Here is a 24,264-nt window from a genome sequence, read left to right as displayed (position 1 = left end):
CCCGGTAGCTCGAAGGTTCAGTGCTCTCAAAGAACCGAGTGGGCAAATGGAGGCCAATGCAGATCTTTTTCGGAAATTTCCATGATCGGCAACGGCCATTCGATTCCAAGCGCCGGATCATCGTAGCGAATGCCGTCAGCAGATCCTGGCTCGTAGGGTGTGGAGATCAGGTAGCTCACTTCAACGTCATCGCAGAGGGTTTGAAAGCCGTGGGCGAAGCCTTTTGGAATGTAGAGCTGGTGGCCGTTCGCAGACGAGAGCTCAAATTTCTGCCAACGACAAAAGGTCGATGAATCCGGTCTGATATCGACTATGACGTCAAGAATGACACCCTTTGTACAGCGCACGAGTGTTGCTTCTCGATGTGGATCGCGCTGATGGTGCATCCCGCGCAGAGTCCCCTTGCGCGCTGAATACGAGATACTGTGCTGCGGATATCCGATTTCAAGTCCGTGGGTTGCGAACTCTTCGACACAAAACGTGCGAGCAAAGAACCCTCGGTGATCATGCAGCGGCTCGAGTTGAACCAGGTAGGCGCCGGCAAGGTTTGTTGAACGAAATTCCATTCTCTAGCCCCGAGAATTATCGGAGCTCTCGGTTCGCGTTTGTTCGACCTCGAGCATTCCGCTTATTCCGATGAAGTCGCGTTCCTAGTACGGTTTGAAATGCGGGCGAATTTCTACATTTGTAACTTCTGCTGTACGCGGCAGGAGCAACGAGTTTAGTACGACCTTAGCTATATCCTCTGCCTGAAGTAGCAGCTCCGGCTGATAGCTCCGGTGCTCAATTTTGTAGAGCGCCTTCATTCTTGGGGTCGCGGTGCGTCCCGGATAGATGCTCAGCACTCGGATCCCGTCAACATTGATTTCTTGGCGCAGACTATCAGTGATCGCTTTCAACGCGTGCTGAGTTGCCGCGAACGGTCCGCTATTGGCCTTGGGGTGAAGGCCTTGGGACGAATTGACAAACACAATCTGACCTTGTCGGGCTTTGAGAAGCGGTAGTAATTCCTGTGTAAGCAAGAATGGCATTCGGACATTCATCCGATAGAGCAAGTCGAGTTGTTGCACCGGCGTTTTCTCGACACTTCCGGTCGTGAAGGCCCCAGCGCAGTGGACCAAGACGTCGAGTGCCCCGAATTCGTCCCTGAGGCGTTGCCCCAGTTCCTTGACGGCGCCATCGACATTTAGATCTGCCTCATGCACTAACACCGCCCGAGCGGTCGCGGATGACAGACCGGCTACAGCCTCTAACCGCGCCAGATCGCGACCAATTAGACAGACAGAGCTGCCTTCAGAAGCGATCGCGGCGGCTATCGCCGTGCCGATTCTGGAACTGGCACCGGTGATCGCCGCTTTCCATTCTCTGCTCATCGTCGGATCGTCCGGCGGTTAAGAAACTCAATATGCCGAAACCGACCAACTATCGGCTGGAGCGCCGATCGCAAGGGCTCGGCTTCGGCTGGCGGAGTGGAATATCCGCTGTCTCTACGAAGCCTGTGGATTCTCTTCGCGGGCGGGCTTCGGCACATAGAGCAGCTCTCCGCCGCTCTCGGTGCCATCGTCATAGAGCGAAATGACCTCCTCGGGTATTCCTGACAAGTCCGAGCAACGGAGATAGTCGCGCATGACGGTGCCGCTGCAGGCTGAATCGATGTTTGGCGCGCCGTGCCTTGTGGCGGCGTCATCTAGATGAACGGTCCGGAAGTCGATACTGAAGCGAGTGACGCCCGACGTGTTGGGCACGCTTGAGTGCATTTGCGCAGCGGAGAACAGTATCAGGCCGCCTACAGGGCAAATGAGTCGCAGTTGCGGATCCAACTCGAGTGGTTCAGTAGCGCGCGGCAGCGGGCGTGGGTCATTCTTAATCAGCTTTGCAACGCTTTCTCCGCGATGCAGCTTGTTCCAAACATAATAATTGTATTCGGAGGAGCTGTTTCTCACTGGCTGGCTCCAGTAGCGTGGGTGGAAGGCCATCGCGTTGTCCGATTCGATCTCATAGATCGGCAGCCACCAATTGATCTGGCACGCTGGGGCAGAGTACCAGGTGTCCCGGTGAGGGTGCCATGCGAACGCGATACCCGTGGTGAGATAGTTGTCGCTCGTCGAACTGCGCATCCTAGGCACATCGAAATAGGTCTTCTCCGGATCGCATCCGAAGTCCTCGATGATCGATTGAAGATGACGTTTGGATTCGGGATGATGAATGAATTGTGGCTTCAACTTGCTGAGTAGATCGGCATAACGTTCGACCTCCATGGTATTTTGCGCGGTTCTGGGGTCGAGTCCGGCAAAAGCATCTTCGATCATCGCTCTCGCGAATTTGGCGAGAGCGATCACGCTTGGCCGCGTCGAATAGACGAATAGCTGTCCATCGTAGAGGCGTTGACGACGGATATCGTCTGAAACGTTCGAGTCATGGAAGACAGTGTTACTCATGGGGGCACCCGGTTTTCCCGTTTGCTCTGTCTTGATTATTTAATTATAATTCAGGGCCCGTAATATATATAGCTAAATAAGATGGGGTGCAATTGGCGCGTGCGATGTAGTGGCGGCGCGGTGTTTTTGGGCGAACGAAAATAGCGACGAGAAATCAATGCTCTCGGGATTGTTTTAATCGCCATCATCATTTAGTTGTTGATTTAAAACCTGTATTTATTATAAAATAGCGTGGCCGAAATTCCCATAGAAAGACTCGTGCGGGGAGCGGCTTAACGACGTGTTTTTCAGCGGGAACCGGACGAGCCCATGCACGCAATTCTTAAAGAAGGGACGATCGCGCGCCGTGGAGCGCCCAGCTTTGGTTGCTGCCGGCTATGCGGCGCGCCGCTGGCAACGACTTTCGTGAACCTCGGCATGTCGCCGCTCTGCGAGAGCTTCTTGCCGGCCAGCGAAATCGACAAGATGGAGCCTTACTTTCCGCTCCACGCGCTGGCTTGCGGGGAGTGCTTTCTGGTGCAGCTCCGGGCGTATGTGCAGCCGGAGCACATCTTCAGCGAGTACGCGTATTTCTCGTCGTATTCGACGTCATGGGTCGAGCATGCGCGCCGCTATTGCGACATGGTCGTAGCGCGATTCGGGCTCGGAGCAGGCAGCGAAGTGTTCGAGATCGCGAGCAATGATGGTTATCTGCTCCAGCATTTCCTTCCACTCGGTGTACCCGTGGTTGGAATCGAGCCTGCAGCCAATGTGGCCGAAGCGGCCCGCTCAAAAGGCGTACCGACCCTGGTTGAGTTTTTCGGATCTGCGTTGGCACGTCGTCTCGTATCGGAGGGCAGGCGGGCCGACCTCATCATCGGCAACAACGTCCTGGCGCAGGTGCCCGATCTCAATGATTTTGCGGCCGGCATGGCCCTTCTGTTGGCACCGGAAGGAGTCATTACGCTGGAAGTCCCCCATCTTGAGCGGCTCATGGTCGAGAATCAGTTCGATACCATCTACCATGAGCATTTCTCCTACTTTTCTCTGCTCACGATTGATCGCCTCGCCCGACGGCACCATCTCAGAATATTCGATGTTGAGCAGTTCAGCACGCATGGCGGATCGTTGCGTGTGTATCTGTGCCACGCTGACGCGGCACATAAGCCGTCCACGCGTGTGAACGCGCTCCTGGCCCATGAAAGGGAAATCGGATTTGAGGATATCATGAGCTACACGCGGTTCGCCGCGCAAGTCCATCGCACGAAGCGCCAGCTTCTGTCATTCCTAATCGAGTGCAGGGAGAATGGCGCTAAGATATGCGGGTATGGTGCGCCGGGCAAAGGCAATACGCTGCTAAACTACTGCGGCATCGGCACCGACTTTCTCGAGTTCACAGTTGATCGCAATCCCTACAAGCACGGGCGGTATACGCCGGGGATGCACATCCCAATTTATCCAGTATCCGTGATTGATGAGGTCCGGCCGGATTTCCTACTGATCCTACCTTGGAATCTGAAGCGTGAGATCGTCGAGCAAATGCGCCATGTCGGCTCGTGGGGATGCAAGATGATCGTGCCCATCCCCGACGTTGATGTCATCTCCCCTCAGGACTTTGCGCCATGAAAGTCGTCCTATTCTGCGGCGGGCTTGGTACCCGCATTCGTGAATACTCTGAGAGCGTCCCGAAGCCCATGGTGCCGATCGGCCAACAGCCGATCCTGTGGCACGTTATGCAGTACTATAGTCAGTACGGACACCGGGATTTCATTCTTTGCCTTGGCTACAAGGCGAACGTCGTCAAGGATTACTTCCTAAACTACAAGCAGACCGCAAACAGCGATTGTCTGGTTTCGAACTTCGGCAAGCAGATCGAGATCCTGGGTGAGCGGCCGCCGGACTGGCGTGTTTCACTCGTCGACACCGGAATTTGGCGCAATATCGGACAGCGGTTGATGGCGGTCCGTCACCTCGTCGAGGACGAGGACATATTCCTGGCCAACTACAGCGACGGTCTGACGGACGCCTACCTGCCGGACATGATCGACCGCTTCAGGAAGAGCGGCAAGATTGCCTCCTTCATCGCCGTCCACCCGCCGGTTAGTTTTCATCTTGCCGAGTTTGACGAGCAAGGCGCCGTGCGGCGGCTTCGTGCCAGCCAGGAATCCGATATATGGATAAATGGCGGATATTTCATCTTTCGCAAGGAGATCTTCGATTTCATCCGGGAGGGCGACGAACTGGTTGTTGAGCCGTTCAAGCGGCTGATCGAACGCGGACAGCTGATGGCCTATAAGCATGAGAGCTTCTGGCGTGCGATGGATACTCTGAGGGACAAGCAAGTGCTCGAGGAGATGATCGAACGTGGACAAATGCCTTGGCGGCTCGACGACGTCAGCGCGAGGGCCGTGGCGGCGCCATGAAAGGCTTGCGGCTTATCGCACCCGGAGACCGCCTTTCCGTGCTTTGCCTGGGCGCCCATTCGGATGACATCGAAATAGGCGCAGGAGCGACGGTCCTGAGTCTGCTCGGGCGTGGCGTTCGCCTCGATGTGCACTGGTGTGTTCTCAGTGCGGCGGGCGAGCGCGAGGGCGAGGCGAGGGCTTCCGCGGCGGAGTTTCTGTCCGAAGCAGCTAGCGTTCGAGTCGAGACAATGAACTTTCGAGATGGCTTCTTTCCGGAGCAGGGCGAGCAGATCAAGGGTTGGTTCGAGACCCTAAAGGAGCGCGTTCGGCCGGATCTAATTCTCACGCATCGAAGCGAAGACGCGCATCAGGACCATCGACAGGTATCTCGCCTGACCTGGAACACATTCCGCGATCATTTCATCCTGGAATACGAGATCCCCAAATGGGATGGGGATCTGGGGCAGCCGAACTTCTACGCGCCCGTTTCGGCTCGGGCGCTAGAGCGCAAAATTGATCTCTTGATTTCGCGCTTCGGAAGCCAGCGGTCCAAACAATGGTTCGATCCCGAAGTCTTCCGCGGACTAGCGCGACTTCGGGGAATGGAATGCCGAGCGCCAGAGGGTTATGCGGAGGCTTTTGTGGCAAGAAAACTCGCATTGGGTTGAACGGTCCAGTGCTCAAGCTCATGCGAGCGGGCTCATGCATTAGTGGTGAACTCCGGTTTTCATCTGAGGAGACGGCCAGGCCGGTGCCTGGACACAGGATATTTTCTTGCGCGGTCTCACGATCGGGCGGCCGGACGAAGTCTGGTGTGCAGACATCACCTACATTCCGATCGGGCGCGCCTTCCTCTATCTCGTGGCGATCATGGACTGGGCGAGCCGGGCGGTGCTGGCGTGGCGGCTGTCGAACATGATGGACACCTCGTTCTGCGTCGCGGCGCCGCAGGAGGCGCGGGCGCATTTTGGCGGGGATCCGACGAAGATTTGTAGGGCAAATGTTGGAATCCGGACCTCTTTCGAACTCTGGCCCGGCATTTGAGGATGCCAAAACGTCTCTGCTGGCCGAAAAGCTCGCAGCTAATTCTTGGCACCGCACTTCATTTCGACCGCGGGCTCTTCAGAGACTCTCTCCAGCCAGGCTTCGCGCCACCAAGAATAAATGCTTCTTGGGCAGAACATTCGGCAATTGGCGTAGCGCGACCGGCACCATACCCCGTCCAAAATGACTGCCGGGGTTTTCATTGTCGACATCTTTCCTGTCGCTTCATTTATAAATTTCGTGACCCGGGTTCGGACCCGATAAACGCCGCCACAGTACGGAACTAGTTCAGCCTCGAAGAGCAAGCCTCGATTCATACTTCCGTTGAGAGTCGACAGGATCTCCTTGTGCGATTTGATTCGAACTAATTCCCCGGGCTGCAGATTTAGATCGACTACCGGGGTAGGCTGGCCACCCGCAAGGCTTCCGCTCCTTCGCGGGAAGGGCACCCCGCCGACGCGCCCTTGAACCTTATCATAAAGCCAACGAGCGGGACGGCCCAACCTACCCCTCTTCGCCAGTGTCAAATGATAGTAGCTGAGATATGCGAAACCACGAAGTATCGTGCCCAAGCTGACGTTTCCCGAAACGTAATCCTCCATGTATTGCCTGACGTCCCACCATGAAAGGGGGGTCGTGAAGACTGGCAGTTCCGTCGCTTGGCACATGTATCTTGTATCGTCATCTTGCCGCCCGCGGACGCATGTAGCCTGCCACACGTCGTCTGCCGAGCAGCCGATCCCATTGATCTGCGCCTCAAGTTCAAGCGCGTTTCTGTCGCTCGAAACGTGATTAGAACTGGCTTTTTCCTCTATCGGCTTGAGCCAAGCCTCCTTCCAGAATATCAGGCACTCGGCCTGACAACCGCCGTACGCTTTGCCGTTGCAACGCGTTTCGAGATGCACTGAGTTGGCAAGCCGCCGACCTGCAATAGGATTAATCGTATCGCAAGTCTTGTGCGCACGCTTGTACACTTTGAAGCGCCGGCCGCAATATTCAAGCATTTGCGGCATAAAGGGCATCCCTTCCAAGCGGCCGTTCCTGTCGAGTGACCGCAAGATTTCCTCCTTGCTTCGGACCTCCACCCAATCCCCTGCTTGCAGTGTCATACACGTCCCCCTTGGGCTAGGCCCGAGCGTTGCGCCGCAAACACATCTACCCGCGTATCCTGGGAGGGCGGCTCGCGGCTAGGAGCCCACCTGCTTCGATAGAGGCCAATCATTTGGAGTTTTATGTCCATTTAATTTATTTTAATTGTAGCTCGACATACGATGTTTTCAATAGTTAAATGTGCTGCGCTGGAATTAATATACGTAAAATTGCAGTGGGCTCCGCAAGCAGGTGCGGTATGCATCCATTTTCCTGGCTGACCGAGGATGATTGACCGAGCATGGCCGAAGGCGCGGGAACTTATTTCGAGGACCACAAGGAATCGGGGGATCTGGGGCGGCTAGCTTTGCGCGGCGGTATCGCATCGGTCGCGATGCAATACGGTAGCGGCGCTCTCCAAATAGCCGCAGCGATCGTCTTGGCACGGCTCTTGGCGCCGGCGGATTTTGGACTCGTTGCGATCGTCACCGTTCTGACGAGCTTTGCGCCATTGCTAATCGATTTTGGCCTTGGAGATGCTACAATACAAAGAAGCAAGATAACTCGAAGCCAGGTCAGCAGCCTTTTTTGGCTTAGCAGTGCGATTGGGTTGGCAATTGCGTTGGTGGTGGCTGCCTGCAGCCCGCTGATTGCATGGATCTATCGCGAACCTAGGCTAGAGCCTATCGCACTGTGTACTGCGCTTACCTTCGTGCTGTGGGGGGTGTCAAATCAGCACCTAGCGCTTTTGCGACGAACCATGCAATTTGGCACAGTTGCCAAAATACAGTTTCTCGGCACTCTGGCAGGAATTGCCGTTGCCATCCTTATCGCATATTGCGGTTACGGTTACTGGGCGCTGGTGCTCCGCCCGATTGTGAACACGCTATGCGTGGCCATCGGAGCGTGGCTCGCCTGCCGATGGAGGCCCGGATTTCCCATCTTTGACGATGAAGTGAAGTCAATGGTCCGTTTTGGGCTGCACGTGGTCGGCTTTTCAGTCACGTATGCTATGGCCAAAGCGGTCGACCGGATTGCGCTGGGCTTGTTCTACCGGCCCGATGTGGTGGGCTATTATCAAAACGCAGTGACACTTTATGAGAACTCTATCTTAACGGCGCTCGGTCAGTTGCACGCGGTCGGAAGCGCGGGCCTTAGCAAATTTCAATCCAATCCAGCTGCCCTTGCGCAAAAGTACGAAACGGCATTGTCTGGAGTAGCGTTCTTCGTCATGCCCATGGCGGCGATCTTGTCGGTGACGGCCGAAGACCTGACGGTTATATTGTTGGGGGAAAAGTGGCAAGCGACCGGTTCACTCCTGACTATTATTGCCTTGCGCGGAATTTTCCATGCCGTTGAACTCTCACAGGGCTGGCTGCATCTTTCCATTGGCAGGGTGGACCGCTGGCGAAACTGGGGGGTCGTTTCGCTCGTTGTCCAGGTCGCGGCGGTTCTCGGAGGTCTGCCGTTTGGCGCTATGGGGGTCGCCGTCGCGGGCGTCATCGCAAGCATCCTCATTGCCGTACCCTCGATCAGTTATGCGGGCCGCCCGATAGGCATTGGCGCCACACTCGTAGTTCGGGCCGTAGGCCCGCAGCTGATCGGCGCAATCAGCACGGCGGCTGGGGGCTGGTGGCTGCAAACGAACGCTCTCACCGATTGTTCCGGCTTCGTCCGCATCTTCTTGTCGGCGGGCTTCTGTATCTGCATTTACCTAATCATAGTTGTGGGCCTGTTCCGGCTTACCGAGCCGATTAAGATTGCGGGCTCGGTCGTGCAGGATCTACTGAGGAATCGATAGCGGCGGGACGAAGTGGGTGCGCGCAACGGTAGGTTCGCTCGGCCATTTTCGCAGGTGGCAACGATTGGTGCGAGCGCTGGTTATCGCTGTGTTGAAGGAGTATGAGGCTAGGGCGAAGACAGCCGACCTGGCTCGCAAGCATGGGATCTCCGAAGCGACAATCCACAACTGGAAGGCCAAATTCGGCGGCGTGGATGTCTCCGAGGCCAAGCGACCGAAGGCGTTGGAGGAGGAGAATGCGAAGCTGAAGAAGCTTCTGGCCGAGCAGATGCTCGATGCGGCTGCCCTTCGCGAGCTCCTTTCAAAAAATGGTAGGGCCCGCCGCCAAGCGCGCTGCCGTCACACCTTGCGAATACATCTGCAAATGCTGGACTGCCCAGCCAGAACGATTCAAATTCAATCCGCTCCAGCAAATGCCGGGACTAAACACCTAGTCCGTGAGCAGATCAGATCGATCGAAAAGACACGTGCCGAGCGGCTCGAGCGAGCACCGAAGACAGGGCCGCATGCGATGGTGCGGCTGGTCGCCAGAATGATCGGTATCGACACCGGAGGTGCTGAAGGAGTTCAGCTATCCTAAAGTACGCGCCGGGCCATCCTTCCAAATCGGAAAGCGCACTTGGCGGAGATAAAAGGCGAGTATATTGTCGCCGTGAGCGAAACGTGCTGCATCCTGAACGTTGAATTGGTTGGAGGCGCGGACCTCGTGCAAGGTAATGTATTGTTATTGTCGCAGCGACGGATCGCTGATGTCGTTGCCTATTGTCTCGCGTACGAATTTGAGGACGTTTTTGCAGCTGTTACGGAGGCTCAGCGAATCGACGCGACCGACCTGCCGGCTCTGAAGTTCTCCCGGCGCGCCTACAAACTCGCGCGCCTGGCATCCGGATCGCCCAGGCTTGCGCGCCAGCTCGCGCCTTATCCACGCAACAAAGTGATCCTGGAGCGTGATTTCGAGCTCTTTTTTCCGATTTTCACCCTTAGCCACGAATTGTACTCGCTCGCGATGATTCCCAACTGGCGTCAGCGCTGCCGCAAGGCGGCGTGCTTTATCACCGAAGTCCCGTCGGATTCGTTGCCGGTGTATTTCTTCGAGCTCTTATCAGCTTTTGACCACATCTTCATTGGGTCCAGTCACAGCCTTAAGGACGTAGCGCGCATCACCGGTCGACCGTGCACCTACCTGCCGCTCGCCGTTGACGTGCCGCGTTTCACGCCCGCATCGCTTGATCGACCGCGCCCGATCGACGTCTGCAACATCGGGCGGCGCTCGCCGGTCACGCATCAGGCGCTGCTCGATGACGCCGAACAGCGGCAAAGCTTCTACTACTACGACACTGTGGCTGCGAGTGGCGCGGACCTGAAGCACCGTACCTTCCGCGTCGACAGCCCGCACGAACACCGCCGAATGCTTGCGACATTGCTCAAACACAGCCGCTACTTCATCGCCAATCGCGGCTATGTGAATATACCGGATACGACGGGCGGCGATCTAATCTCCGCGCGGTTCTACGAGGGCGCCGCGGCGGGCACGGTAATGATCGGCGAGGCGCCGCGCACGGAGGAATTCAAACAGCAGTTCGATTGGTCGGATGCGGTGATCCAAGTGCCCTTCGATTCTCCGGATATTGTCCACATCCTTGCGGACCTGAATGGCGACCCCGAGCGATTGCGAGCGATTCGGCGCAACAATGTTCGGGAGGCCGCGCGAAGGCACGACTGGCTATATCGAATTCGCGTCGTGTTCGATACTATCGGGCTTGCGCCAACTTGCAAAATGCAGGCTCGCGCGGAACGGCTCGAGCAGATCGCCTCACAGGCAGCACAATCAGCTTCACCCGACTGATATCGGCCGCAACGTCTCCTGCAGATGTGCCGGACAACAGATAAGCGAATTGCAGACGAGATCGTCACCACACCGTCGGCCAGGTTCGGCCAAATAAAGCAGCCACGCTCCAGGCGCTTGGTGAACAGTCGGGCGCCTTGGCCGTGATATCATTGGTGAAAGGCGGCGCGGGCTTCATCGGTTTCGCCTTCAGCAGATTGCCGCGACGACCCGGAAGCAAGACAGGTGGCCGCTGAGCGGGTTGCGATGCAAGATCTCCTGAACCTGCAAGGCCAGCGACGCTATGGCCGGTCGCGAGGCATATCCGACCGGCGGCCGGCAACGGGATTATCGAGGCTGCCCATCGACCTCCGCCGTCTTGTTAACGCGATGGCCCTTCGAAATAGGCGCGCAACAGCAGATTGCGGCCGAGGGCGGAGAGAATGACGTTGGCGGCATCACCTTTCGCGGCTTTGAGGTGGCAGCGGCCGAGGTGTTGTCGTGTGCCTAGCTGCCGCAGCTGACGCGCTTCATGCTAGAAACCGTGGTATTTAATACGCATTAATTGTTGATATTTAATTTATTTGCGCTATTGTGTTCTGCCGAGGTTATTGATTTAATTGTTGGCGTCCCAGTTCGTTTGACTTCGACGCAATGAATAAGGGTAGAGAATTATGAAATATGCCCTGGTCTGCGGAGCCGGCGGATTTATCGCCGGCCATCTTGTCAAGCGATTAAAAAAGGACGGATTTTGGGTTCGCGGGGCCGACCTGAAGTTTCATGAGTTCTCCGAGACCCACGCCGACGATTTCGTCATCGGCGACCTGCGGGATCAGGGATTTTGTCGCGCCGTCGTGGACCGCCGATTTGATGAAGTCTATCAACTCGCCGCCGACATGGGCGGCGCCGGCTATATTTTCACCGGCGAGCATGACGCCAACGTCATGCATAACTCAGTCACGATCAATTCGAGCGTGCTCGACGCTTGTCACAAGCGCGGCGTCAGAAAGATTTTCTATTCGTCGTCGGCCTGCATGTATCCGGCCTATAACCAGGAAGATCCGAAAAACCCGAAGTGCTCGGAGGACTCGGCTTATCCAGCCGCGCCTGACAGCGAGTACGGTTGGGAAAAGCTGTTCAGCGAGCGCCTGTATCTGGCTTATCGGCGAAACTACGGGATGCAGACCCACATCGCGCGCTATCATAATATCTTTGGACCAGAGGGCACGTGGACCGGAGGCCGCGAAAAGGCCCCAGCCGCGGTCTGTCGCAAAGTCGCCATGGCGCGCAACGGCGAGGATGTCGAAGTGTGGGGCGACGGCGAGCAAACCCGCTCTTTCCTTTACATCGACGAATGTATCGAGGGCACCGTGCGGCTGATGCGCTCGAACTTCTCCGGCCCGGTCAACATTGGTTCGGAAGAAATGGTCACCATCAACCAGCTTGTGGACCTGGTGGCGGATATCGCCGGCAAGCGGATTGGCAAGAACCACGTGCCCGGACCGCAGGGCGTGCGTGGTCGGAACTCCGACAACCGCCTGATCAGGGAGAAGCTCGGCTGGGACCCGAGCCAATCGCTCCGCGCAGGGCTCGAATCGACTTACCAGTGGATTGCGGCCCAAGTTATGAGAAACGCTCCTCAAGCCGGAAAAGACGCCAAACCCCTCGATACTGGTGTTCCAGCCCCGCGCAACGCAGAACACTTGGTCGGAATGGGATTCAGCCTTAAGCAAGCCGAATCTACGGCTGGTGGCGCGTCAGCACGCAACAAAGGCGAATTGCATAACTTACAGACTGAACCGGCGGGAACACGTCAGTGAATTCCAAATCGGTTTTCGCGAAGCGCGACGACACTGAGACTGACGCTCTGCGGACGCGCACCGTTCTTATTGTCACCCCGGGCGGACTGGAGCATGGCGGTGGTATCGGCCGCCAGATGGGCTATTTCCTCCGGGCCTATCAACACACCGAGCAAAGACTGCGGTACCGAGTCGTCGATTCGCGTGGCCCGCGGCACCTTGGCTCTTCACCACGGCATGTTCCCAGCGCCGTTATTTTTCTTGCCCGCACAATGCTTGCATTGTTTCGCGTGCGTCTTTCGTCGCCCTGTGTGGCGCATTTCAACATCGCAGGCCGCGGCAGCACCATTCGTAAGATCATTCTTTTGAACGTGGCCCGAGCACTTGGGCTGCGCTGCGTCCTGCATCTCCACGACTGCGATTATGGTGAATATTACAGGAGCCGGGGCACGTTTCTCAAAAGGCTGATTGCAACGACGTTTCGTGGCGCGGCGGCGGTGATAGTGCTTGGGCGGCGAGACTTGGAAGTGGTTGCCCAATTGCTCCAAGTGGACAGGGACCGCGTGACGGTCCTGCACAACGCCGTCGCGGATCCCGAGCCGGATCTCGATAGACGGCGAGTCTTGGGAAAGCCATGTCATCTCCTCTTTCTTGGAGACCTCAGCGCTCGAAAAGGCGTACCGGAGCTACTGCGCGCCCTCGCAAGCCCCACCCTGAAGCATCTGCACTGGCGAGCGACGCTCGCTGGCGGCGGTCGAATTGACGAGTTCCGCAAGCTTGCCAAGGACCTCGGCATTCTAAACAAAGTTAGCTTTCCCGGCTGGCTCGACGAGGTCGGCGTGAGCGAGTTATGCGCCAATTCGGACGTCCTTGTTCTTCCCTCATATGCCGAGGGATTGGCAATGTCAGTGCTGGAGGGCCTGTCGCATGGGCTCGCTGTGGTCACGACTCCCGTCGGCGCGCATTTGGAAGTGATCGAGCCGGAAGTGTCCGGAATCTTGGTGCCACCCGGAGACGTCACGGCGCTCGCGGACGCATTGGCCCGCGTGATCGAAGACGAGAGCCTTCGGAGCCGGCTTGCGAGGGGCGCACGCAACCGCTTCCTCGAGGGGTTCGATGTCCGCCGCTATGCTGCTCGACTGGAGCAGGTCCACGCTAATCTATTTGCGCCCCAAACTGACCACCCGGAGCTGGTGGGGAAAGGGCTGATATCGTGAAGCACTCGGCGGATATGCGCGAAAACAACCAGCTGGCGAATGTTTCGGATGAGATTCCCAGGGTGAACATTCTTGGCGTTGGTGTCACGCCGGTGAATCTTGCACAGACTGTTGGGATACTCGAAAAATGGCAAGCTGAAGGGCGCCGCAAATACGTCCTTTGCACTTCGGTTCACGGCATTGTGGAAGCGCAGAAAGATCCTGAGATTCGAAGCGCTCTGAACCGGTCCGGTCTGACGACGGAAGACGGGATGCCTCTGGTCTGGTGGTGCCGACGCGGCGGCTATCCGAATGCTGGCCGCGTCTATGGACCTGATCTGCTTCTGGCGATGTGCGCAAGGGCACCCCAGACTGGCCACCGACACTATTTTTACGGAAGTAGTCCTCATGTCGTGCAGGCGATGGTTTCGCGCCTTGTAGCGCGCTTCCCGGGCCTGACGATCGCTGGTTACCGGTCCCCTCCGTTCCGGCCGCTCACGCCGGAAGAAGGCGCCGCCGACATCCAGGCCATCAACGACGCCCGTCCCGACTACGTCTGGGTCGGGCTCGGAATGCCGAAGCAAGACAAATGGATTGTGCGCCATGTCGGCAAAATTGAGGCCGCTGCGTTACTTGGCGTGGGGGCGGCTTTCGATTTCGCCGCGGGCACGAAGCCTCAGGCGCCGTTATGGATGCAGCGTTCAGGTTTGGAGTGGGTATTCCGTCTCATGACGGAGCCTCGGCGGCTCGCCCACCGCTACCTCGTATACAACTCCATCTTTGTCGTCCGGGCGTTTCAACAGCTTGCCGGGTGGAAGTCCTACGCTCAAGATTGGTAAACCCTGCGCGCTGCATCTCGGAAAAGATCGCGACCGTCGGGGCAAAAAAAACAGTGCCGGGAACGGTGTGCAGCATCGAGACGCATATTATTGCGAGCAGAGCCGAAGATGAAACAGAAGCCAACTGAACAGCCCCCGCCGATCCAGTTAGATAGGTTCGATCGTCGATCTCCATGTCTCACGATCAAGCAGGATCAGGTTTCCCCGCTGGCGCATGAGCTCTTGGAGAACTGAGCATGCTGGTCTCTGTTGTGATACCCACCCTCGATCGGCCGAGATTGCTGTTGCGCGCAATTGATAGCGTGCTCAGGCAGACCCATCAGGATATTGAAGTTATCGTGGTTGTTGATCGGCCAAGCGGGGATATCATCTCCGCGATTCAATCGGTGAATGATCCTCGCGTACGGCTCGTCGTAAATTCATACTCTTTGACGGCGGGCGGTGCGCGCAATACCGGCGCCGATCACGCAACAGGCGAATGGATCGCGTTTCTTGACGACGATGATGAGTGGCTGCCGAACAAGCTGGAACGACAGATCGCTTTCACATCCGGTCGGCCTCCGGCGCTTGTAAGCTGTCTCAGTCGAGTGGTGACGCCGACCGACCGCTATATTTGTCCTCAGGTGACCTATGATAATTCTACACCGATCGATGAGTACCTTTTCGATCGACGCTCATTGTTCGGTGGAACCGGCTTTATCCAAACATCCAGCTATCTGCTGCCGCGCCAGCTGTTTGACAAGGTACGGTTCGACAATGAGAGCCGCCATGACGATTGGGCGTTTCTCCTGCGGCTGTCGAAACAGGTAGGAGCCAGGATAGAGACCGTGCCAGAGGTGCTGGTCGTGCTTTATTTTGAAGAGCCGCGGCCTTCCCTCACCAAAAGAACGTCCTCCTGGTCGGCTTCGCTCGGATGGCTCGACGACTTTGGGCCGATGATCACCCGGCGTGGCTACAGCGGATTTTGTCTGAGCGTGGTTGGATCTCGCGCGGCTCAGGAGAGAGCTTACAGTGCTTTTCCCAGGCTCCTGTACCGTGCGTTCCGGAACGGCTCCCCTGGAGTGTGGCAAGTCCTGCGTTTTCTCGCTTATTGGCTAATTTCCCAGGACGCCCACTCGCAACTGCGTAGCTTCGTCCGCGGGCCGCGACGCACGCAGCGCCTTCAGACCGGCTAGGAGTCTGTTGATGCCAATCCAGCGCAGCTCATCCGCAGTTCGCAGAGAGGCGCTCGAGCGAGGTCAGGAGTGCCCGCGATCCGCGTTTATCGTAAAATCATTATTGGCCAAGAGGAACTGATATGACTACGCGCGAAGATCCTCGCCGTTTCAACTGCCAATTTAGCCTTGAGAGCATCGGAGCGCACGTCAGCGCCTATGCGGACGCTATATGCACTGCGTTGCTTTCGATCGATTGGCACCAACTCGACCGTGCCATCTCAGAAATTGAAAGCGCTCGCAAGCGCCGCGCGCGGCTATGGGTTGCTGGAAACGGCGGGTCGGCCGCGATCGCAGATCATCTGTTGTGCGACTGGGTCAAGGGCACATTCACTGCCTCCCAGGCGCCCATTCATGTTCATTCGCTCGTGTCCAATGTTGCCTTGCTCACGGCATGCGCCAACGATTTTGGCTACGACGTTAGTTTCGAGCGTCAGATCGAGATGCAGGCCCAACCCGGCGACCTTTTGGTCTGCATCTCCTCGTCAGGAAACAGCGCAAACATTTTGGCGGCGTTGCGCAAGGCAAGCTCGATGGGTTTGAAGACGATCGCCCTCACCGGGTTTGGCGGTGGTGACTCGGCACGACTTGCCGACATCAACCTTCACGTCGCCGCTCACAACTATGGTGTCGTCGAGGACTGTCATCAAATTCTGATGCACAACATTGCGCAGTATATCTATGGTCGGAGTGTAGCGTGCAAGTAGTTATTTTGGCGGGTGGGCGGGGCACACGACTTAGCGAGCATACGCAAACGATCCCTAAGCCGATGGTGACTATTGGCGGGCGGCCCAATCTGGAGCATCAGATTCTGCTGGCCCGGCGCTACGGCTTCACGAGTGTTCTCCTACTGGTTTCGCATCTTGCCGATCGCATCGAATCGCATTTCGGTTGCGGCAAACGCTTCGGCTTGGAAATTTCATATTGCGCTGAAGATCCGCCGCTTGGCACGGCGGGGGCTCTGCACCATGCGCGCGAACTTTTGCAGGACCGCTTCCTCGTTCTCTACGGAGACGTTTTCAGCGAGTGCGATCTTGCACGGCTTTGGGCGTACCATGCAGGTAATCCTGCGCTAGCCACGCTGGTCGTTCATCCCAACGACCATCCAGACGACAGCGATCTCGTCGATGCCGACGCGGATGGAACGATATCCGCTATCTATCCGAAGCCGAGGCCGGAAGATCAATATTTGCCGAATAAAGTCAACGCCGGCGTGGCAGTGATCGAACGCAAGATCCTCGCGATGATTCCGTCCGGGCAACACCTTGATCTCGCAAGAGACATCTTTCCAGCCTTAGCTCGCGATGGCAGGCTTAGGGCTTATCACTCGTCCGAATACTTCAAGGATTTCGGGACGCCTGACCGGCTGGTGCGCGTACGTCTGGACTATGATAGCGGCAAGACCGCACGCCTCAGTCGAGGCCACTCGCGTCCTGCAGTCTTCCTCGACAGAGATGGTGTCATTAACAAAGAGGTCGCGCATCTTTCAGATCCAGCGCAGATGGAGCTAATTCCTGGCTCAGCCGAGTCCATTCGGCGGCTAAACGAGGCGGGATATCTGGCCATTGTTGTGACGAATCAGCCTGTCGTCGCGCGCGGCGAGTGCAGTCTGGACGCGCTGCGGCTCATTCACAACAAGATGGAGACACTCCTGGGACGGGAGCACGCCTGGATCGACGCTCTCTATTTCTGCCCCCACCACCCGGATAAGGGCTTTGCAGGCGAAGTTCCAGAACTGAAATTCGATTGCGGGTGCCGCAAGCCGAAGGCCGGCATGTTCGAGCAGGCGATACGGGACTGGAATATCTCGCTGGCAGGCTCATACGGCATTGGAGACAGCCGTAGGGACGTCATGGCGGCGCGTCGAATGGGGATCGCCGCGATCGGGGTCAAGACGGGTAGCGGCTGCCGCGATTGCGACGCCCTCGATTCACCGGATTGGCTCGTGGACGATTTAGGGGAGGCCGTGGACATCATTCTAGCGTCCGGTGGCAGAGAGCAACCATGATCACGACGCAGACGCCTTTTCGAATCAGCTTCCTCGGTGGGGGCTCCGATTTACGCGGCTTTTACGGCCGCCATCCAGGCGCGGTGCTCAGCGCTGCGATTAACCGGAGCATGTATCTTACAACCCATCCCTACTTTGATCAGAGCGCCATACACCTCAAGTATTCAAAGACCGAGCTTGTACCCTCGGTCGACCAGATCGAGCATCCAATTCTGCGCGCCGTTCTTCGTGAATTGGCACCAAAGGGCGGCATAGAAGTTGCGTCAATCGCTGATATTCCAGGGGGCACAGGCCTTGGGTCGTCGTCGGCTTTCACCGTTGGACTAATTCAGAATCTCAACGCGCGCCTTCAGCGATTTCTTCCACCGGCCCGCTTGGCCGAGGACGCGTGTCATATCGAAATTGATATTCTAAAGGAGCCCATCGGCAAGCAAGACCAATATGCTGCTGCTTTCGGTGGTCTTAATCACTTTACCTTCCATTCTGATGGCCGGACAACGGTCGAGAAGATTTTTCTTGCCGCTGAAACGATCAAGCGACTGGAAGACTCTCTATTCCTGTTGCACCTCGGCACATCGCGTTCGGCCTCGACGATTCTTCACGAGCAGGCGCGCAATTTATCCGACACGAACATGTTCAAGACGCAAACGGCTATGGTTGCCCAAGTTGAGATCGGCAAGCAGCTCTTGCGGGACGGCGACTTGGATGGCTTTGGGCGGCTGCTTCACGAGGCCTGGATGCTGAAGAGAACCTTGGCCTCAATGATTTCAGACGGGGCCATCGATGCCCACTATGAGCGAGGGCTCGAAGCTGGCGCGTTGGGCGGGAAGTTGGTTGGTGCCGGGGGGGGCGGGTTTCTATTGTTCTATTGCCCGCCGCCGGCCCAAAGCTCTTTTCTAGCAGCAATGAGCGGGCTCAGGCGTGTTTCGTTCCGTTTCGACTTCAGTGGCTCGCGAATTATTCACTTTTCGGATGAATAGATAGGTGAGGGGAGACGCTGCCCCCTTTCGGTACAAAGGCCTCCCCCAACAGTTCTGAACTAGGCGATGAATTTCATCAGTTGGTGCACCTAATCTTCGGTGGAATTATGAATTTGACTGACAAGCACCGAGCATTCGTGACTGGTGGCGCCGGTTTTATCGGGAGCCATATTGTTGATCGGCTTGCCCAGACGGCTACCAACATAACTATCTACGACAATTTCAGCACTGGTCAGGAGCAGTTCATCAGCCACCATGCTGAGAACCCGAAGATCCGGGTCGTGCGTGCCGACGTTCTTGATAATGAACGACTCAAGAATGAGATGGTAGGCTGTGACTGTGTGTTCCACTTTCAAGCGAATGCCGACGTGCGCGGAGGCGCAACGCGAACACGAATCGACCTTGACCAAAATACCATTGCAACGTGGAATGTCTTGGAGGCAATGCGAATCAATGAAGTTAAGCACATTGTATTTGCAAGTAGTGCCACGGTTTATGGTGAGCCGGACATCTTCCCTACGCCGGAGACCTATGCGCCGATTCAGACCAGCCTCTACGGAGCCAGCAAGCTCGCATGCGAGGCTATGATTCAAGCGTACGCCGAATACTTTGGCATCAGATGCTACATCTTCCGCTTCGTGTCGTGGGTCGGAGAACGCTATTCCCACGGCGTCGTATTCGACTTCGTCAAAAAGCTTAAAAATAACAGCCAAATGCTTGAAGTGTTGGGAGACGGAAAACAACGCAAGTCGTATCTTGATGTGGTCGATGGCGTTGACGGTATTTTCTACGTGCTTGAACACTCTAACGACCCCAAGAACGTCTTCAATCTCGGCCACGACGCGTTTATGAATGTCCTGGATCTAGCGGACATTGTTGTCGACCAGCTCAACCTAAAGCGGGTTCAATATGTCACGACCGGAGGCGAGCGCGGTTGGCTTGGCGACGCGCCATTCGTTCATCTCGACACGACCAAGCTCAAGGCGCTTGGTTGGCGACCGCAGGTATCTATCGAGCGGGGCATCCGCAATACGGTGCGCTACCTGCAAGCGCATCCGCAGTTGCTGGAACGAAGCACGTAGCTGCCGGCGTCGGAATGTCAAATGGCGGGTGTTGGCGCAGCAGCAGCAGCACCGAGGAGATGATGATGCCGAGACTATATGACAAGCCGCAGACGCATTGTCGTTACAGGCGGCACTGGGTTTCTTGGCTCCCATCTGATCGATCGTTTATTGGAGCAGGGGCACGAAGTGCCATACGTTGATAACCTGGTCACGGGCGCCAAACGTAATTTGGAGCATCTCCACCGTCAGCCTCGCGGTGCCAGTTATGAGCTCAATTAGAAGATCTGGAACTTATGCGTTCCGATGGAACTATACAGATCTAGCATCGGCCTTCTTCGTGCTGCACACGGTTGGCGCGTTTGGCATTTTATCTCGGCTGTATTACGGCGAGTTTCAAGACGGCGGCGCGACCACGACGGCATTGGCAGCGGCCTTGAATCTTGGATCCGTGGTGGCCTGTCTTGCGCTGTTTTGGGGCAGATTCCGCACGACCAAGAATATTAGCACCGGGGAGCTCCTTGCTATTTCCTTGGTCTCGCTTTTCTTGCTCTCAACCGCTTGGTCAGTCGACCCCTGGACCACAGCGCGACGGGGGGGATTATATGTGTTCTTTGTTCTTGGCGTGATCGGCATGGCGGCCCGTCTGACTGATCGTGAATTCACGGGTTTGATGAGCGCGGCCTGCTTGCTATCGGCCGTTGCTTCGCTCGTGTTGCTGGCCGTTTATCCGAGCAGCGCGCTCGCGCTCCCCGATTCGTTCGATTCTTTCGTGGCCTCGCCCGAGGTCACGCTCGCGTTACGAGGAATCTTCCCCCAAAAAAATATCCTTGGTCAAGTGGTGGCCGCAGGTGCACTTGCTAGCATGCATCTCCTGCGGGTCGGGGCGAGCAGGCAGGCGCGATTTTGGGGCGTTGTTAGTTTGATAGTGTTCCTAGTGATGGTGCTTGCCAGCAGATCTTCAACTTCGATCTCGGTAACCCTGTATTTGTGTGTAGTATCGTTTTTCATCTGTCTCTACAGAAGGGGCGGACTTACACGGGTTCTGGGTACATCTTTGGCAGTTCTTTCGGGAGCGATCGCCCTGGCTTTGGCTCTGTTCCCAGATCCGTTAATAGAAATACTCGGAAAAGACGCAACGCTAACAGGTCGTACAGAACTGTGGCCTGTGGTGGTAGATAACATCTATGAGCGGCCAGTCGCGGGCTGGGGTTATTACGCATTCTGGGGGGTGGCCAATCCAGATGCAAATGTGATTTTTGCTCGGTTGGGCTGGCGTGTTGCACACGCCCACAATGGATTATTGGAGATGTTGTTGGAGGTAGGCGTGTTAGGCACGACCTTGATCTCCGTCATCTTCTTAAGAAGCGTATGGCTGGCCTACCGCTGCTTGCGAACGTCAGCCAGGGAACTCGGAACATCATCATTGTTGTGCAACGGTGCCATCGTAATCACTGGAGTGACAGAGTGGGTTTTGATGGACTTTGCCAGCGCTTGGACAATTCTCTTCTTCGTATTCTGGCTCATGTGCGAAAGAGCAATGGGAGCAGTGCGGCGGCAGAATTATCTGACACAACGGCGGGGCTTGGTGGAGCGGTCTCGGCCAGAGAGTAGACCGTCTTATTCATAGCAAAGAGAAGATCTCTCGCTTGTAATGGTCCCATTGAGGGACAACGCCAGACGATGTTGGAGTCGATCTCTATGCGGCCGTCGCTCAGGAAGCGCTGGAGAGCGATGCGCCTCGACATGGCATAGCTGACCTGAGCCCCAAAGATCATCCAGCGATGGTGGAGGCGATCTTCGTCGGTAAAGGGCGTCTCTATAATCGCCGCTTCCTGCAGATGTGCAGCCACTATCTGGTGGATCCGGTCGCCTGCACGCCAGCGTCGGGCTGGGAGAAGGGGCAGGTCGAGAACCAGGTCGGGCTGGTCAGGGAAGACTTCTTCACGCCGCGGCTGCGGTTCAAAAACCTCGACGAGTTAAACGCCTGGCTGCTCGACAAATGCATCGCCTACGCCAAGGCGCATCGCCATCCGGTGTTGGTCGATCAGACGATCTGGGAGGTGTTCGGAGCCGAACGCCCCAAACTCGTTCCCTATGCCGGTCGCTTCGACGGCTTCCATGCGGTGACGGCATCGGTCTCGAAGACCTGCCTGGTGCGCTTCGACAACAACAAGTACTCGGTCGCAGCCAGCGCAGTCGGACGACCGGTCGAGGTTCAAGCCTATGCCGATCGCATCGTGATCCGTCAGGATGGACGCATCGTAGCCGAGCACCCGCATCCTTTGGCCGCGGCGATACCGTCTACGACCCTGGCATTATGTGCCGGTGCTCGCCCGCAAACCCGGCGCCTTGCGCAACGGTGCTCCCTTCAAAGACTGGGTGCTGCCGGCCGCGATCGAGCGGATCCGACGCAAGCCAGCACCGATGACGGTAACCGGCAGATGGTCGACATCCTCAACGCAGTTCTGTCCGATGGTCTGCCGGCGGTGGAAGCCGCTTGTGCCGAAGCGCTCGGTCACGGCGTCCATTCCGCCGATGTTGTGCTCAACATCCTGGCCCGGCAACGCGAACCCGCCCCACCGGCCAACATCATGACGCCGGCCGCACTGACGCTCCGCCATGCGCCAATCGCCGATTGTGCCCGCTACGACAACCTCCGGAGGGCCATCTGATGGAACGAACCCAAATCTTCGACCTCATGGGCGAACTCAAGCTCTACGGCATGAAGGCCGCCTTCGACGAGATCATGGCGACTGCGATCAAGCGCCAGCACGAACCCCAGCGCATTGTCGGCGACCTGCTCAACGCCGAGATCAACGAGAAGCGGGCCCGCTCGATCAAGTGCCAGCTCACCATTGCCAAGCTGCCGCTTGTCAAGGACATCGCCGACTTCCAGTTCGACGGCACGCCGATCAATCAGACTCTCGTCAATGATCTCGCTAGCGGCGGCTTCATCGCCCAACAACGCAACGTCGTGCTGGTTGGCGGCACCGGCACAGGCAAGACCCACCTGGCCATTGCCATCGCCAGAAGCTGCATCCGATCCGGTGCCCGCGGCCGATTCTTCAACGTAGTCGACCTCGTCAATCGCCTCGAGACTGAGACTCGCAACGGACGGCAAGGACGGCTCGCCGAGCACCTGACCCGGATGGACTTCATCACTAGATGAACTCGGCTATTTGCCCTTCGCCCAGTCCGGTGGCCAGCTTCTCTTTCACCTCGTCAGCCGGCTCTATGAGCGCGCCTCCATCATCGTGACCACCAATCTCGCCTTCGGCGAATGGCCGAGCGTGTTCGGCGACGCCAAGATGACCACCGCGCTGCTCGACCGATTGACCCATCACTGCGACATTGTCGAGACCGACAACGATAGCTGGCGGTTCAAAAGCCGAGACGACGATCACGCCACCCGCGCTCGTCTCGCCTCCGCTATCCCGGCCAGCTCCGACGAGACGAGTGCTACCAGCAAAGCCCCGCGCAAAGGGGTCAAAATTGGACGCCGATGAGGGGGCAAATTTGCAAGCCGATTGACAGATACTGGCCGCGGATGTTCCGTCCACGGCCTGAGCAGCGCCTGTGCCAAGGAAAACCATGCCCACAGTAACAAGAAGCGCTCTCAACATCTTGCTGTGTACTGGTCCTCGCCATGAGCCCAAACTTCACAGATGGGCTGTTAGAGTGTTGCTGCCCGTGGTCGAAAGAACAGATGCACTCGGCCGCTCGGCACGTTTGCTGGAGAGTATGCCTCCGGCTCTTTGAAATCCTCGTCCTGTATGAAGATGTCGTACTTGCCGGGATCTATGAATTTCCACAGATCTTCGAATTTTCTCCCGTACCGCGGGAGCGTCGGCGTGTGCACTTCGACGAACACCGCAGGGGTCGTGGCTAGGATCGATCTGGCGCCTTCCAGCACCTGGTATTCGTAGCCTTCCACATCGATCTTGAGGAACGTTGGAATGATCTTAAGCTCCTCCGCGAGGGCATCTAACGTGATGCTTTCCACTGAGATCGTGCGCTTCCCGCCAGCCCGCACACTTCCATTGGAATTCGGCGCCATCGATAGGTGGCCGCGACCAGACCCTACCGCCCTGTCAACGACAAGAACGTTGGTTAGGTTATTGATTTCTATATTCTTCCTAAGAATTGAAACGTTTTCCGGAATTGGCTCAATCGCCACGACTTTACCGCCGGTCCCCACCCACCGAGACAGAAGGATCGACTGCGCCCCGTGGTGCGCGCCGCATTCGAAGACGATTGCACCAGGTCTGACGAGCTCGCGCCCGACCATGGTCATCTCAGGTGAGATGTCGGTTCTGCTATTGTACCAGCTCTTCCCGGTCACATTCCCAATATAAAATATGTGCTTTTCGCCCGCGACTTCGCGCTCTATTACGAAGGGAGAGAAATTGAATGAGTTGGCGAGGTTTCGCACACGCCCCGAGATCGCTTCCCTGAGCCATTTCGGGGATGTCAGTTTGGTCAGAACATTCTCCATGAAACGCCTCCGCTGAGTAATCCCCGCCACTGAGTAATCCTAGGCAAACATTAACGATCTGCTGGGCAACGCCGCCGCGGTAGGGTTG

20 protein-coding genes and 4 pseudogenes are annotated in these 24,264 nt (G+C 57.0%); 19 read left to right on the top strand and 5 right to left on the bottom strand.

The window, feature by feature from the left end:
- Positions 1–26: 26 nt before the first annotated feature.
- The 3 genes from rfbC to BI327_RS13285 form a co-directional block, all read right to left on the bottom strand.
- Entirely contained in the window at positions 27–566 is a 540-nt protein-coding gene (gene rfbC / locus BI327_RS13295; RefSeq protein WP_076860636.1) for a dTDP-4-dehydrorhamnose 3,5-epimerase, read from the bottom strand.
- A gap of 84 nt (positions 567–650) precedes the next feature.
- Positions 651–1,373 carry an SDR family NAD(P)-dependent oxidoreductase gene (locus tag BI327_RS13290; protein ID WP_076860635.1) on the bottom strand — a complete coding sequence of 241 codons (723 nt, stop codon included), beginning with the start codon at positions 1,371–1,373 and terminating at the stop codon, positions 651–653.
- A 114-nt stretch (positions 1,374–1,487) separates the two neighbouring features.
- Positions 1,488–2,438, bottom strand: a complete 951-nt coding sequence (locus tag BI327_RS13285; RefSeq protein WP_076860634.1) for a hypothetical protein — start codon at positions 2,436–2,438, stop codon at positions 1,488–1,490.
- A 309-nt stretch (positions 2,439–2,747) separates the two neighbouring features.
- Here BI327_RS13285 and BI327_RS13280 point away from each other — a divergent pair, with 309 nt between their 5' ends.
- From BI327_RS13280 to BI327_RS13265, 4 genes and pseudogenes are all read left to right on the top strand, one after another.
- Positions 2,748–4,043 carry a class I SAM-dependent methyltransferase gene (locus BI327_RS13280; RefSeq protein WP_076860633.1) on the top strand — a complete coding sequence of 432 codons (1,296 nt, stop codon included), beginning with the start codon at positions 2,748–2,750 and terminating at the stop codon, positions 4,041–4,043.
- Complete coding sequence (locus BI327_RS13275) at positions 4,040–4,840, top strand: glucose-1-phosphate cytidylyltransferase (protein ID WP_076860632.1); 801 nt, start codon at positions 4,040–4,042, stop codon at positions 4,838–4,840. Before BI327_RS13280 ends, BI327_RS13275 begins: the two co-directional genes overlap by 4 nt.
- On the top strand, positions 4,837–5,490 hold the full coding sequence (locus BI327_RS13270) for a PIG-L deacetylase family protein (RefSeq protein ID WP_076860800.1): 654 nt from the start codon (positions 4,837–4,839) through the stop codon (positions 5,488–5,490). Before BI327_RS13275 ends, BI327_RS13270 begins: the two co-directional genes overlap by 4 nt.
- A 106-nt stretch (positions 5,491–5,596) precedes the next feature.
- Positions 5,597–5,866, top strand: a pseudogene (locus BI327_RS13265) (DDE-type integrase/transposase/recombinase); the annotation flags it as partial.
- 38 nt (positions 5,867–5,904) lie between these two features.
- Here the strand turns inward: BI327_RS13265 and BI327_RS13260 are convergent.
- On the bottom strand, positions 5,905–6,975 hold the full coding sequence (locus BI327_RS13260; RefSeq protein WP_076860630.1) for a hypothetical protein: 1,071 nt from the start codon (positions 6,973–6,975) through the stop codon (positions 5,905–5,907).
- Between the two features lie 281 nt (positions 6,976–7,256).
- Between BI327_RS13260 and BI327_RS13255 the strand changes: the two genes are divergently transcribed.
- From BI327_RS13255 to istB, 15 genes and pseudogenes are all read left to right on the top strand, one after another.
- Entirely contained in the window at positions 7,257–8,756 is a 1,500-nt protein-coding gene (locus tag BI327_RS13255) for a lipopolysaccharide biosynthesis protein (RefSeq protein WP_076860629.1), read from the top strand.
- A gap of 64 nt (positions 8,757–8,820) precedes the next feature.
- Positions 8,821–9,097: pseudogene (locus tag BI327_RS13250) on the top strand (transposase); the annotation flags it as partial.
- A 278-nt stretch (positions 9,098–9,375) separates the two neighbouring features.
- On the top strand, positions 9,376–10,602 hold the full coding sequence (locus BI327_RS13240) for a glycosyltransferase family protein (RefSeq protein ID WP_245334785.1): 1,227 nt from the start codon (positions 9,376–9,378) through the stop codon (positions 10,600–10,602).
- 653 nt (positions 10,603–11,255) lie between these two features.
- Positions 11,256–12,401: an NAD-dependent epimerase/dehydratase family protein gene (locus BI327_RS13230; RefSeq protein ID WP_083742048.1), complete on the top strand. Its 1,146-nt coding sequence runs from the start codon at positions 11,256–11,258 to the stop codon at positions 12,399–12,401.
- On the top strand, positions 12,398–13,597 hold the full coding sequence (locus tag BI327_RS13225; RefSeq protein WP_083742047.1) for a glycosyltransferase family 4 protein: 1,200 nt from the start codon (positions 12,398–12,400) through the stop codon (positions 13,595–13,597). Before BI327_RS13230 ends, BI327_RS13225 begins: the two co-directional genes overlap by 4 nt.
- Complete coding sequence (locus BI327_RS13220) at positions 13,594–14,415, top strand: WecB/TagA/CpsF family glycosyltransferase (protein WP_210191190.1); 822 nt, start codon at positions 13,594–13,596, stop codon at positions 14,413–14,415. Before BI327_RS13225 ends, BI327_RS13220 begins: the two co-directional genes overlap by 4 nt.
- A 236-nt stretch (positions 14,416–14,651) precedes the next feature.
- The gene (locus BI327_RS13215; protein WP_076860627.1) at positions 14,652–15,590 is read left to right on the top strand and encodes a glycosyltransferase family 2 protein; all 939 of its coding nucleotides are present in this window, start codon (positions 14,652–14,654) and stop codon (positions 15,588–15,590) included.
- Positions 15,591–15,712: 122 nt separating this feature from the next.
- Complete coding sequence (locus tag BI327_RS13210; protein ID WP_083742046.1) at positions 15,713–16,336, top strand: D-sedoheptulose-7-phosphate isomerase; 624 nt, start codon at positions 15,713–15,715, stop codon at positions 16,334–16,336.
- A complete protein-coding gene (locus BI327_RS13205; RefSeq protein ID WP_076860626.1) occupies positions 16,327–17,637 on the top strand; it encodes an HAD-IIIA family hydrolase in 1,311 nt (436 codons plus the stop codon). Before BI327_RS13210 ends, BI327_RS13205 begins: the two co-directional genes overlap by 10 nt.
- On the top strand, positions 17,634–18,617 hold the full coding sequence (locus BI327_RS13200) for a GHMP family kinase ATP-binding protein (RefSeq protein WP_076860625.1): 984 nt from the start codon (positions 17,634–17,636) through the stop codon (positions 18,615–18,617). Before BI327_RS13205 ends, BI327_RS13200 begins: the two co-directional genes overlap by 4 nt.
- A 113-nt stretch (positions 18,618–18,730) precedes the next feature.
- The gene (locus tag BI327_RS13195; RefSeq protein ID WP_210191189.1) at positions 18,731–19,699 is read left to right on the top strand and encodes an NAD-dependent epimerase/dehydratase family protein; all 969 of its coding nucleotides are present in this window, start codon (positions 18,731–18,733) and stop codon (positions 19,697–19,699) included.
- A 78-nt stretch (positions 19,700–19,777) separates the two neighbouring features.
- Positions 19,778–19,960 (top strand): NAD-dependent epimerase/dehydratase family protein, encoded by a 183-nt coding sequence (locus BI327_RS13190; protein WP_143271593.1) that lies wholly within the window; start codon positions 19,778–19,780, stop codon positions 19,958–19,960.
- Positions 19,947–21,308, top strand: coding sequence for an O-antigen ligase family protein (locus BI327_RS13185; RefSeq protein ID WP_083742045.1), 1,362 nt, complete (start codon positions 19,947–19,949; stop codon positions 21,306–21,308). The genes BI327_RS13190 and BI327_RS13185 overlap by 14 nt, the downstream gene beginning before the upstream one ends.
- 157 nt (positions 21,309–21,465) lie before the next feature.
- Positions 21,466–22,347, top strand: a pseudogene (locus BI327_RS13180) (Mu transposase domain-containing protein); the annotation flags it as partial.
- A 5-nt stretch (positions 22,348–22,352) separates the two neighbouring features.
- Positions 22,353–23,187 (top strand): annotated as a pseudogene (istB, locus tag BI327_RS13175) (IS21-like element helper ATPase IstB).
- A gap of 167 nt (positions 23,188–23,354) precedes the next feature.
- Here istB and BI327_RS13170 read toward each other — a convergent pair.
- Positions 23,355–24,176: an FkbM family methyltransferase gene (locus BI327_RS13170; protein ID WP_076860622.1), complete on the bottom strand. Its 822-nt coding sequence runs from the start codon at positions 24,174–24,176 to the stop codon at positions 23,355–23,357.
- Positions 24,177–24,264: the final 88 nt, after the last annotated feature.

It is taken from the genome of Bradyrhizobium mercantei (assembly GCF_001982635.1).
Taxonomy (GTDB): Bacteria; Pseudomonadota; Alphaproteobacteria; order Rhizobiales; family Xanthobacteraceae; genus Bradyrhizobium; species Bradyrhizobium mercantei.
This window is presented reverse-complemented; position numbering and strand designations above follow the sequence as displayed.

Bases quoted from the DNA above. Each gene is read 5' to 3' on its own strand.
- rfbC (WP_076860636.1), bottom strand. From the start codon at position 566: ATGGAATTTCGTTCAACAAACCTTGCCGGCGCCTACCTGGTTCAACTC.
- BI327_RS13290 (WP_076860635.1), bottom strand. From the start codon at position 1,373: ATGAGCAGAGAATGGAAAGCGGCGATCACCGGTGCCAGTTCCAGAATC.
- BI327_RS13285 (WP_076860634.1), bottom strand. From the start codon at position 2,438: ATGAGTAACACTGTCTTCCATGACTCGAACGTTTCAGACGATATCCGT.
- BI327_RS13280 (WP_076860633.1), top strand. From the start codon at position 2,748: ATGCACGCAATTCTTAAAGAAGGGACGATCGCGCGCCGTGGAGCGCCC.
- BI327_RS13275 (WP_076860632.1), top strand. From the start codon at position 4,040: ATGAAAGTCGTCCTATTCTGCGGCGGGCTTGGTACCCGCATTCGTGAA.
- BI327_RS13270 (WP_076860800.1), top strand. From the start codon at position 4,837: ATGAAAGGCTTGCGGCTTATCGCACCCGGAGACCGCCTTTCCGTGCTT.
- BI327_RS13260 (WP_076860630.1), bottom strand. From the start codon at position 6,975: ATGACACTGCAAGCAGGGGATTGGGTGGAGGTCCGAAGCAAGGAGGAA.
- BI327_RS13255 (WP_076860629.1), top strand. From the start codon at position 7,257: ATGGCCGAAGGCGCGGGAACTTATTTCGAGGACCACAAGGAATCGGGG.
- BI327_RS13230 (WP_083742048.1), top strand. From the start codon at position 11,256: ATGAAATATGCCCTGGTCTGCGGAGCCGGCGGATTTATCGCCGGCCAT.
- BI327_RS13215 (WP_076860627.1), top strand. From the start codon at position 14,652: ATGCTGGTCTCTGTTGTGATACCCACCCTCGATCGGCCGAGATTGCTG.
- BI327_RS13210 (WP_083742046.1), top strand. From the start codon at position 15,713: ATGACTACGCGCGAAGATCCTCGCCGTTTCAACTGCCAATTTAGCCTT.
- BI327_RS13200 (WP_076860625.1), top strand. From the start codon at position 17,634: ATGATCACGACGCAGACGCCTTTTCGAATCAGCTTCCTCGGTGGGGGC.
- BI327_RS13190 (WP_143271593.1), top strand. From the start codon at position 19,778: ATGACAAGCCGCAGACGCATTGTCGTTACAGGCGGCACTGGGTTTCTT.
- BI327_RS13185 (WP_083742045.1), top strand. From the start codon at position 19,947: ATGAGCTCAATTAGAAGATCTGGAACTTATGCGTTCCGATGGAACTAT.
- BI327_RS13170 (WP_076860622.1), bottom strand. From the start codon at position 24,176: ATGGAGAATGTTCTGACCAAACTGACATCCCCGAAATGGCTCAGGGAA.